The sequence below is a fragment of the Mesobacillus boroniphilus JCM 21738 genome (assembly GCF_000517385.1).
Taxonomy (GTDB): domain Bacteria; phylum Bacillota; class Bacilli; order Bacillales; family Cytobacillaceae; genus Mesobacillus; species Mesobacillus boroniphilus.
Window position 1 is genome coordinate 17,168 of sequence record NZ_BAUW01000051.1, and the last position, 10,807, is coordinate 27,974.

General features: G+C 44.8%; 9 protein-coding genes and 2 pseudogenes. 7 read left to right on the top strand and 4 right to left on the bottom strand.

The genetic code is table 11. From position 1 onward, the window contains the following. Nucleotides 1–304: 304 nt before the first annotated feature. The gene (locus tag JCM21738_RS13900; protein WP_023625748.1) at nt 305–640 is read left to right on the top strand and encodes a GNAT family N-acetyltransferase; all 336 of its coding nucleotides are present in this window, start codon (nt 305–307) and stop codon (nt 638–640) included. A gap of 112 nt (nt 641–752) precedes the next feature. Here the strand turns inward: JCM21738_RS13900 and JCM21738_RS13905 are convergent, their stop codons facing one another. Both JCM21738_RS13905 and JCM21738_RS24790 read right to left on the bottom strand, forming a co-directional pair. Next, the gene (locus JCM21738_RS13905) at nt 753–1,070 is read right to left on the bottom strand and encodes a YbjQ family protein (RefSeq protein ID WP_023625747.1); all 318 of its coding nucleotides are present in this window, start codon (nt 1,068–1,070) and stop codon (nt 753–755) included. A gap of 129 nt (nt 1,071–1,199) precedes the next feature. Then, complete coding sequence (locus JCM21738_RS24790; protein WP_023625746.1) at nt 1,200–1,364, bottom strand: hypothetical protein; 165 nt, start codon at nt 1,362–1,364, stop codon at nt 1,200–1,202. Between the two features lie 116 nt (nt 1,365–1,480). Here JCM21738_RS24790 and JCM21738_RS13915 point away from each other — a divergent pair, with 116 nt between their 5' ends. The 3 genes and pseudogenes from JCM21738_RS13915 (at nt 1,481) to cydB (ending at nt 4,693) form a co-directional block, all read left to right on the top strand. Continuing rightward, nucleotides 1,481–2,092, top strand: coding sequence for a peroxiredoxin (locus JCM21738_RS13915; RefSeq protein WP_232215871.1), 612 nt, complete (start codon nt 1,481–1,483; stop codon nt 2,090–2,092). A gap of 231 nt (nt 2,093–2,323) precedes the next feature. Then, entirely contained in the window at nt 2,324–3,676 is a 1,353-nt protein-coding gene (locus JCM21738_RS13920; protein WP_023625743.1) for a cytochrome ubiquinol oxidase subunit I, read from the top strand. Beyond that, nucleotides 3,666–4,693, top strand: a pseudogene (gene cydB / locus JCM21738_RS13925) (cytochrome d ubiquinol oxidase subunit II). Before JCM21738_RS13920 ends, cydB begins: the two are co-directional and overlap by 11 nt. A 329-nt stretch (nt 4,694–5,022) precedes the next feature. On the opposite strand, the pseudogene JCM21738_RS13930 reads toward cydB, so the two are convergent. Beyond that, nucleotides 5,023–6,830: pseudogene (locus JCM21738_RS13930) on the bottom strand (solute:sodium symporter family transporter). A gap of 175 nt (nt 6,831–7,005) precedes the next feature. On the opposite strand from JCM21738_RS13930, the gene JCM21738_RS13935 reads away from it, so the two are divergent. Then, nucleotides 7,006–7,380, top strand: coding sequence for a DnaJ family domain-containing protein (locus tag JCM21738_RS13935; RefSeq protein ID WP_023625740.1), 375 nt, complete (start codon nt 7,006–7,008; stop codon nt 7,378–7,380). A 117-nt stretch (nt 7,381–7,497) separates the two neighbouring features. Here the strand turns inward: JCM21738_RS13935 and JCM21738_RS13940 are convergent, their stop codons facing one another. After that, entirely contained in the window at nt 7,498–8,979 is a 1,482-nt protein-coding gene (locus JCM21738_RS13940; protein ID WP_023625739.1) for a methyl-accepting chemotaxis protein, read from the bottom strand. Nucleotides 8,980–9,177: 198 nt separating this feature from the next. Here JCM21738_RS13940 and motA point away from each other — a divergent pair, with 198 nt between their 5' ends. Further along, nucleotides 9,178–9,972 (top strand): flagellar motor stator protein MotA, encoded by a 795-nt coding sequence (gene motA, locus JCM21738_RS13945; RefSeq protein ID WP_023625738.1) that lies wholly within the window; start codon nt 9,178–9,180, stop codon nt 9,970–9,972. After that, on the top strand, nt 9,965–10,738 hold the full coding sequence (gene motB, locus JCM21738_RS13950) for a flagellar motor protein MotB (protein ID WP_023625737.1): 774 nt from the start codon (nt 9,965–9,967) through the stop codon (nt 10,736–10,738). Before motA ends, motB begins: the two co-directional genes overlap by 8 nt. The last annotated feature ends 69 nt before the right edge of the window (nt 10,739–10,807 follow it).

Here is a 10,807-nt window from a genome sequence, read left to right on the forward strand (position 1 = left end):
GCTTTATTTAGTATAAAGGAAATAAGAGATTTTTGGTAATGGGGGAGAGTATGAGCGACTATATAAAAGAAATCCGCATACTTATAGGCACCAGGCCATTCATTTTGGTGGGCTCTGCTGTGCTTGTTTTTAATAGGCAGTATGAGGTACTGCTTCAGCTAAGGACTGATACAGGCAAGTGGGGAATTCCAGGAGGCTCGCTGGGGCGGTCTCTTTTAAAAAGGCTCTTTTCTCAAACTTTGTTGCTATTTGACTACAAAATAGAATTTAATGCCCTATTTTTCTTCGTAAAGTTGACACTTTTGTGAGAAAAGAGCATGCAAACTTAATACCGACCTGCAAAATGGCCGTATATGACGTTAAAATCGGCTTTAGGATTTTAACAACACTCTTTACGAAAACAGCCTTTAAAAAAGAAGGGGAAGTAATCGATATCTATCGTATGATGGTTCACCCAGACTTTTTCCGCAGAGGAGTTGCTCAAAAGCTAATCGCTCAATTAGAACATATTGGGTACTCTGAAATGATTGTTTCAACCGGGGCAGCGAACACTCCGGCTGTGAAGCTTTACGGAAATCTTGGCTTTGAGCGGCAGGATGACTCCGTAGTCGGTAATGGACTTGTGCTTGCCAATTTTTAAAAGCGACAGGTTTAAAGTTGAATTAAGAATTTCGGGTTCGAGAAAACGTAACAATGTCTATTCAGCTATAGCATCAAAAAAGGTCCTGGCGCTGAGCTAGGACCTTACCGTATTACTCTTTTACATAAACCGCTGTGCCCGTAGCGATGCACATCATCATGCCTTCCCTTAATGTTTCAAAATCAAGGTCGACACCGATTACGGCATTAGCACCCATTCGGCGGGCTTTATCTTCCATCTCGCGAATCGCAATTTCCCGGCCTTCTGCCAGTTTGTTTTCGTAAGCCGAACTCCTGCCTCCGATCACATCAGTAACACTTGCAAGGAAGTCGCGCACCACATTTGCACCCATAATTGCTTCCCCTGAAACTATTCCTAGATATTTCTCGACTTCCTTTCCCTGCAAAGTCGAAGTTGTAGTTACGATCATATTTATATTCCTCCTCAATTTTTATATCCGGCTGTTAAAAAGCTGTGAATGACTACATATACGATTACCTTAGGAAAAGGTTTCAATCAAAAAAAGAACCCGGCGATTGTGCGCCAGGTCCTGCAATATTTACACTTCGTCTTCCTCTACACGATTTTTGAACGCCTCCTGGACGACGAGGAATTCCTCATCTTCCTGCGCTTCGGTCTCAGGCCGCTTTGCTTTTAGTGCACCTGATGGCAGGTCACCGGGATGGCCCTTTTTCTTGTGGTTGAATTCTTTGCCTCTGCTCATTCATGAACCCTCCTTTCTTATCCAAAGTAGTTTTTCCTGTTGGGACCTGAAATATAAAAAATCAGTTGCATATGATTGTATAGATACAAATTTTTACGAAAGAAAGGGCGGCTTAAATGGACGAAAAATTGTACGCTCAAGATTTGGTTGAGTGCCCGACTGTTTTTTGCGCGAACCGTGATGACCAGGCTCCGCTTTTTACAGCAGATGCCTTGATTAATGGTGACATTAGAAAGGTTAACCTTGAGGATTATCGGGGAAAATGGGTGATCTTATTTTTCTACCCAAGCGATTTTACCTTTGTCTGACCGACAGAATTGGCGGCGGTCGCCGCTGTTTACCCTTATATCCAGTCGCTGGGGGCTGAATTGCTGGCCATCAGCACAGATAGTGTTTATTCGCACAAGGTGTTTAAGGAAACTTCTCCGTCATTGAAGAATGTTACGTATCCAATGGTAAGTGACAGGACACAAGTCATCAGCCGTGCTTATCGTGTTCTGGATGAAACGGCCGGAGCCTGCTTCAGGACATCGGTTTTCATCGATCCGGAGGGCATTATCAGGGCAAAGCTTACCTATCCCAGGAATGTCGGCCGCAATCTTCCTGAGCACGTAAGGATGTTGCAGGCTTTCGAGTATGCCAAGCAAACGGGCAAAGGTGTGCCGGCGAACTGGGTGCCCGGCCAGCAAGGAGTCAGTACAGACCCATCCAATATCGGGAATATTTAAACCAGCAGGCTCTGTTAAACAGGGCCTGTTTTTATGTTCAGGTCCAGCGTAAGTCGGGGTTGATCAAGGCGCTTGCGTTTTTCGTGCTTGTCTGTGACCAGCATCACAATTCGCCGATAAAATTGTCACAAATTCTCTACAAAAATCTTCGATATCACTCACAAAGTTTTTTTAAAATAGAATTGAGATTATGTTAAGAATTTCACAAAGATAAATTAGGAGGAACCGAAGATGGAAGAGGTCCTGATATTAAGCCGGATCCAGTTTGCAGTTACTGTGTTTTATCACTTCTTATTTGTGCCATTAACGATTGGTTTAGTCATTCTCGTCGCCATCATGGAGACAAAGTATGCGCGTACCCTTGACCAGACGTATAAACGAATGGCGGACTATTGGGGAAAGTTGTTTGCCATCAATTTTGTGCTTGGCGTGATTACCGGCATTACGATGGAATTCCAATTTGGCACGAACTGGTCCGAATACTCAAAGTATATGGGAGATATTTTCGGGTCGCCGCTTGCGATTGAAGCTCTGGTCGCCTTTTTCCTTGAATCGACCTTCATGGGCATCTGGCTTTTTGGCAAGGATAAGTTTTCACCGAAGCTGCGGGCGTTTTCAATTTGGATGGTGGCCCTTGGCACGAATATTTCCGCGCTGTGGATTATCACAGCAAATGGTTTCATGCAAAATCCAGTTGGTTATGTCCTAAACAATGGCCGTGTCGAGTTGGAAAGCTTTTCAGAGCTTGTCACCAATCCGTATGCCTGGTATATGTTCGTACATACAGTTGTGAGTGCTTATATTGTCGGAGCGTTCTTCATGATGGCGATCAGTGCTTATCATCTGCTTAGGAAAAATGAAACAGTATTTTATAAAAAGTCATTTAAGTACGGTTTGGCGATGGCGTTGTTTTCGGCAACTTTGACGCCATTCATCGGCCACCAGTCCGGTGTGTTCGCAGCTGAAATGCAGCCGGCAAAAGGCGCAGCGATGGAGGCCGTCTGGGAAACACAGAAGGATATGCCATTCCATTTGATCCAGATTCCCGACCAGGAAAACGAGCGCAATGCTTTTGAGGCCATCAGCATACCGAAGCTGGGCAGCTTCTTCTATACAAACTCCTTTGATGGGGAAGTCACTGGATTGAAGGATATCCCCAAGGATGAACGGCCGAATGTGGAACTGGTCTTTTATGCCTTCAGGGTCATGGTAGCACTTGGAGTCTTTTTTATGGCTGTATCGTGGTACGGTTTTTATCTTTACCGGAAAAATAAATTAGAGAACTCACCTCGGTACTTGAAGCTGGTTCTTTACTCTGTGTTGCTTCCGTACCTGGCGATCAATGCCGGATGGATGGTAGCAGAGGCGGGACGACAGCCATGGGTTGTGTATGGTTTGATGAAAACATCGGAGGGTGTATCGCCAATCGCGTTGTCCCAGGTGGTATTCTCTTTGGCGGCGCTCGTCATTTTCTATACGGTTCTTCTGATAGCAGATGTTTATTTGATCATCAAATACGCGAAAAAAGGTCCTGAATCAGAGGTTAAATATGGACTCGAAGGAGGCGTGAAGCATGTCTCATGATACACTTGCAATCATTTGGTTCGGTTTGTGGGGATTGATTTGGACGGTTTATTTTATCCTCGATGGATATACTCTTGGAACTGGAATGCTGTTCCCGTTCATTGCGAAAAACCGCCAGGAGCGCAACCAGCTCCAGGAGGCAGTTGGTCCATTCTGGGGCGGGAATGAAGTCTGGCTGATTACCGCCGGGGGAGCGACATTCGCGGCATTTCCGGCTGTCTATGCCGATATGTTCAGCTTTTTGTACACACCGTTATTCCTGGTGCTCATCGCCTTGTTCATCCGAGCTATAGGGCTCGAATTCATGCATAAGGATGACAATCCGCTCTGGCAGGCAGCATGCAAATGGGGCTTTTTCAACGGCAGCTTCTTGATCGCTTCTTATTCGGAGTGACCTTTGCCAACTTGTACCGCGGATTATTGATCGGCGCCAATGGCTATGAAGGCAATTTGTTCAGCCTGTTGAACGGCTACGGAATTCTGGGAGGATTGCTGTTTGTCTCCTTGTTTCTGCTATCAGGATCTTTATGGATTCAGCTGAAGACAGCTGGGCAAACTGCGGTACGAGCATACAGGTTTTCACGAATTTTAGCTGGTGTGGCCCCAGCAGTGTTGTCACTGTTTTTCCTGGCAACTGTAAATAGGACTCCATTGCTCAACAACTACTCAGAGCACCCAGTCCTTTGGATTGTACCGGTTATCGCACTGTCTGCGATGCTAGCGGCAGCATACTTTATTTTTAAAAAGAAAATCGGTTATGCCTTTACGGCAGTTTGCGTGACCATTTTTACAAAAATGGCCTTCGGCTTCGTCGGGATGTTCCCGAATATGCTGCCATCCAGAATCGACAGCGCCTATAGCGTCACCCTTTTCGATGCCGCCGGAAGCAAACTCAACCTGACCATCATGTTCATCGTTGCGGTCATTTTCGTGCCAATCATCATAGCTTATCAGTCCTGGAGTTATACACTATTCAAGGACAAAATCCTAAAGGAAAGCGCAAAGGGATATCAATAATGAAAGGCGTCTGGTTAGCCAGACGCCTTATTTCTGTTTTTAAGCATATTCGCATTATTAGACATTTCAAGTAAAGAGCAAGAACAAAATGTCTAATAAAAGAGGTTTAATAGACATTTCAGGCAAAGAGCAGTAGCGAAATGTCTAATAAAAGAGGTTTAATAGACATTTCAAGGGAAGAACAGGAACGAAATGTCTAATAAAAGAGATTTAATGGACATTTCAAGGAAAGAGCAAGAGCGAAATGTCTAATAAGAGTTCCTTACTGGTTAAAAGATTGAAACAAAAAGACCTATTAGATCAGAACTCTAATAGGTCTTTGATAATTATTAATATTTGTACATGGTAGGCTGGAACTCTGCTGTTGGGCCACCGTTTCTTTCAATTACGGTATTCTCCTTCTGCAGATACCCGGCATAGGCTTTGTTCCACTTTTTAACCGCCACAAATGATAACGCGATTGTAACTGCGAGTATACCCAGTATTACTGGCCAAAATGCTGGAGATACATAACCGCCGGCGTATGCCAAACCGATTGGGGAGAATACAACATAAAGGATGGCAACGAGCGCAAGCAGGATCACAGATACAGGCAATGTGTATTTCCATGGCACCATGTCGACAGCTGCTTCGGAGCGGAAGGTATATGGCGTCGTTCTCGGTTTCCAGAATCCGATCGCGAGCATGATGGCGACTTCAACCACGAATAGAATTGCGTAAATGTGGATGAAATGGATTGGAACAACAAAACTGAACAGGTGCTGTGTGCCCCAGACGACATATAGTAGGTGATGACGTGGAAGATAATCACGACTTTTGCTGCAAGGGAAGGGACTCGTTTTGTAAAAATCCCTACCAGCAAAATCGCGATAATTGGAATGTTGAAGAAGCCTGTGAATCTTCTGATTAAATCCCATAATCCTTCCGGTGCGTTCATCAGTAGCGGAGCAATGCACAATGACACGATAGCCAGCAGTGTCCCAGCTATTTTACTTACCGAAATTAATTTCCCGTCATCTGCTACACTGTTGAAGCGTGCTTTATAAATGTCGAGTGCGAACATCGTCGCGGCGCTGTTCAATAACGAATTGAATGAACTTAAGACGGCACCTAGCAGGACGGCCAGGAAGAAACCTGACATCCAGTTCGGCAATACATCAGATATCAATGAAGGGTAGGCGAGATCGACGGACTTCAAGCCATCACCATACATATGAAAGGCGATGACACCGGGAATCATCATCGTCAGCGGCACAAGCAGTTTGTAAAAGCCAGAAATCAATACGCCCTTCTGCCCCTCGGCAAGACTTTTTGCGCCGAGGGTTCGCTGGATGACATATTGGTTCGAAGCCCAGTAGAAGAGATTAGCGAATATCATTCCGGTGAAAATCGTCCCAAATGGTACTGAATCCTTCTCTGTTCCGATTGAATTCATTTTTTCAGTATTGGTTGTGGCGATTTGCTTCATCCCATCTCCGATATTGCCGTCACCCAGTGCTATTAAGCCAAGGATCGGCACCAGCAAACCGATGATGATCAAGCCGACTCCATTCAAAGTATCAGAAATCGCAACTGCTTTAAGGCCGCCGAAAATCGCGTAAATCGCACCTATGATTCCGATGATCCAAATGACGATCCAGACTGAAGCTTCATAGGAAATTCCGAACAACTCAGGAACGTTGAATAACTGCAATACGGCTAGGGCACCTGAATATAGCATAGATGGTGCGGTAACGAGTATGTATCCTAGCATAAATAGCAGGACGGTATATTGTCTGACACCTTCATCAAATCGCTTGCTTAAAAACTCAGGAAGCGTGGTAAAGTTCCCGCCTAGATATTTCGGAAGCAGGTAGGTGGCCATGATAATAATCGCGAAAGCTGCGGTTACCTCCCATGCCATGTTGGATAGATTGGTTCTGTAAGCTTGTCCATTCAGGCCGACCAGCTGTTCAGCAGAAAGGTTCGTGAGCAGGAGGGAACCAGCAATAAAAGCGCCCGTCAGGCCTCGTCCTGCTAGAAAATAGCCTGCAGAATCACTGACTTCGCCTTTCGTCTTTATATAAGAATACCAGGCTACGAGTCCCATGAAAAAAGCGGCCGAAATCAGAGTGAATCCAATACCCCCAATAATCATTAGTTGACACCCCTTGTTGTGTAATTATTTTACATACTAAATAGCCTGCCTGCTAACTCTTTAAACCTTTAGTGTAATAAAATATTCTTTTGCCAAATATTAAATTAGAAAATACTGGATTTAAGTAATATAATGATAGTAGAAATACTGAAATTAATGATGTGGAGTGGTTCAGATGGATTTTTCAATGGTGGTGTCGGAGGATCGAATCAAGCGTGCTTACAGGGACGGAGAGTTTGAAAATTTGCCTGGCTACGGGAAACCGTTGAACCTGGAAGATATGTCAGCCGTTCCAGAGGATCTGAGAATGGCCTACAAAATGCTGAAAAATGCCGGTTTCTCTCCGGAAGAACAGCGGTTAAGGCAGGAAGTGATGTCAATCGAAGACCTGATCCGCACCTGTGAAAATCCAGATGAGAAAAACAGGCTGAACCAGGAACTTAGCCAGAAGCTTCTTAGGTACAATAAAATCATGTCGAGTCGGGGAGCTAAAACAAATTCATCCCTGTTTAAAAATTATGAACGGAAAATAGAAAAAAAGCTTTTATAAAAGTAAAGGGCCAGGCGGAGTATATCCAGCCTGGCCCTTCTGTTATAAAATTTCACATCGAGAATTGTCCAGCTCCAGCGCCTCGAGGGGCTGAACAAGGCGCTTGCGCTTTTCTTTTTACGCTCCGAGCGTTTTGATTTTTTCTGCAGCAGCTGCTGTTTGGCTGACATATGCTGCGATTGTCTCGTTATCGTCGTTCAATGTTTCAATCGTTGCATTCATTTCCTCCAGGCCTGCGGTTGCCTGCTCGATAATGGCAGCTAACTCACGTGTTGATGCTTCGACATCACCTGTCTGGTTTTTGACATCACTGACGGTTAGCTCAAATTGGCCAAATTGGTTTGTCAGCTCACGAAGTGTACCGCTGACTTCTGCGAAGAAACCGGAAACCTCTTCGACTGCGGAACGGCTTTCTGCCAGCTTTTCGCTGCTGTCGTTCATTTTTTCCAGAGCTGAAGAGTTTGTTTCATTGACAGAAGTAAGGTTCTCGGTAATCTGGATTGCAGTTTCTTTTGTCATTTCCGCCAGCTTGCGGATTTCGTTGGCAACGACTGAGAAGCCTTTGCCAGCTTCTCCGGCGCGTGCGGCTTCAATCGAGGCATTGAGGGCAAGCAGATTAGTTTGCTCCGTAATGTTGCGGATGTTGACAATGAATCCATTTGTTTCCTCGATTTTCTTCGTGAGCATGGAGAATGTCTGGCTCAGCTCGGAGATCGAAGCAGCAAGCTCTTTCATGTCGCCCTGAAGCTCGTTGATTTTTACAGAGCCGCTTTCGGAAGCCTTAGCTGCCTGCAAAGTATTGTCAGAGAGCAGGACAGACATATCCGACATTTCATCCATTCTTTGCTTCGTCAGTTCTGCATTCTCCGAGATTTGATTGATTTGTTCCGTCTGCACCTGGCTGCCAGCAGAAATTTCATTTACGGCGATTTTCATTTCTGTCTGAGAGGTAAGGTGTGTCTGGATTTGCTCGTTGATTTTGCCAAGACTCTCCGTTACGACAAGGAGTTCACCATGGAGCAAAGCGCTGTGCTGCTCTTTACGGGCCTTTTCGTTTTCAGAATCAGCAAGGAAGGTCTCCAGCGATTTAAAGGCAGCCTTGTTCAAACGGATCAAGACGAACAGGACGGCGCCGATCAAAATATAACAAAGTAAAATCGCCGTGAAGGTGCTGCTTAAAAAGTCCTGGTTCTCTGTCGCCAGCATGGTGTTCATGACAACGGCAACAAGGCCCAGGCTGAATCCGGTAACAAAGATTTTTATATCAAAATGGATGGCTGAAAAGACCGCCAGGAACAGAAGGACGAGCAAAAATGCACCATTTCCTCCGAACATTCCGATATAAAAGAAGTGATGAATGAAAATAGCAGCAAAAGCGGCATAAGGGAACCATGACTCCTTCTTAAGCCAAAGCTGGAAGATCAGGAAAAACAGGACAAAAAATGATAATTCACTTACATAAACCATCGTTTTAATAATTGGTTCTTTTTCGATGAGAGTATATACAGCTGTCGCAATCAAGGATACCGAATAAGTGCTGAGCATCAAGATGTTTTTCTTTTTCGTATCCTGTCTGTTGAGATTTTGAATAGCCTCCACATAAAAGCCTCCTTAGAAGTTCTTTGTATTTATATTTATTATATCGGCATAAAAAATCTGAATCTTTATTGTTTGCGAAAAATTATTTTTAGTCGCCATCACTTAAGATTTTTTAAAATATGTCGAAATAAAAAGAGATATTATGACAGTTATAATCTAGAGACACAAATAGAAGTAAAGCAGACAGGGGAGTCGTACATGGATAAGTCGTCGATCATTGGTGTCATATTAGCGATCATTGCGGTAGGAATCGGGATGGTGTTCAAAGGTGTAAGTGTGGCCGCCCTTGCCAATCCGGCAGCGATCTTAATTATATTGGTGGGTACTGTTGCAGCGGTGACAATTGCCTTTCCTGCAAAAGAATTGAAGAAGGTGCCCAAGCTTTTCAAGATTTTATTCAAGGAACAGGAAAGTGCGGATTTACCGTCATTGATCCGTTTATTTTCTGAATGGGCCCAGCTGGCTCGTAAGGAAGGTTTGCTTGCACTTGAAGCGAAGACAAGTGAAATCGATGATGAATTTTTAAAGAATGGTTTATCGCTTGCCGTGGATGGCCAGAGTGCAGACTACATCAGGGACGTTTTAACAGAAGAAGTGGAAGCGATGGAAGAACGCCATCTTTCCGGAGCGGCCATTTTTACACAGGCTGGCACTTATGCCCCGACACTTGGTGTTCTTGGAGCGGTAGTTGGTTTGATTGCGGCGCTAAGTCATATGGATAATACCGACGAGTTGGGAAAAGCGATCAGTGCGGCATTCGTCGCGACATTGTTGGGGATTTTCACTGGTTATGTTTTATGGCATCCATTCGCCAATAAATTGAAGAGGAAATCAAAGCAAGAAGCACAAGTGAAGTACATGATGATAGAAGGAATTCTCTCAATCCTTGAAGGGGAAGCACCAAGAGTGATTGAGCAGAAGCTTGCTTCTTATCTGCCTGCAGGCGAACGGAAACTGATCCTTGAGGAAAGCGGCGTGGCGAAGGATGAGTAGGAAAAGGAAGAAAAAGCATCACGAAGAGCATATGGATGAGTCCTGGCTGATACCGTATGCGGATCTTCTTACCCTCCTGCTGGCACTATTCATCGTTCTGTTTGCGATGAGTTCTGTTGATGCCGTCAAGTTCCAGCAGCTTTCAAAGGCATTCAATGATGTATTTGCCGGAGGGACAGGGGTGTTTGAGTTCCAGAGCCCAATGCCTGAGGGACAAATGGAATCGCCGGATGAGCGCAAGGAAGATGTCGAAAAGAATGACGAGGAGAAGGCCGATGTTGCCAAGGATCAAATGGAGCTTTTGGCGATTCAGCAGAAGGTCAATTCTTATATAGAAGAAAAAAAGCTGACAGATAAACTGGAGACGAAGCTGACGGATGAGGGTCTGCTGCTGACGATTCGTGACAATGTCCTGTTTGAATCAGGCAGGGCGGAGGTGCGCACATCCGATATGAATATCGCCAACGAAATTGCGGACTTGCTGGTCATGGAACCGCCGCGGAATATCATCATCAGCGGACACACAGACAATGTGCCAATCAGGACCGCAGACTATGAATCCAACTGGGAACTAAGCGTCATGCGTGCTGTCGAATTCATGAAAATCATTTTAAAAAATGAACAGCTTGACCCGCGCTGGTTCAGCGCCAAGGGCTTTGGGGAATTCCAGCCAGTGGCTACAAACGATACCTTCGAGGGCAAAGCAAGAAACCGTCGGGTAGAGATATTAATCCTTCCACGGACAAGCAATAATCCGGGACAATAAGACGAAGAACCGCTGCCAAGCTGTATGGCAGCGGTTTTTGTTTTCTTATAAGAAAGTATAAAACTTTTT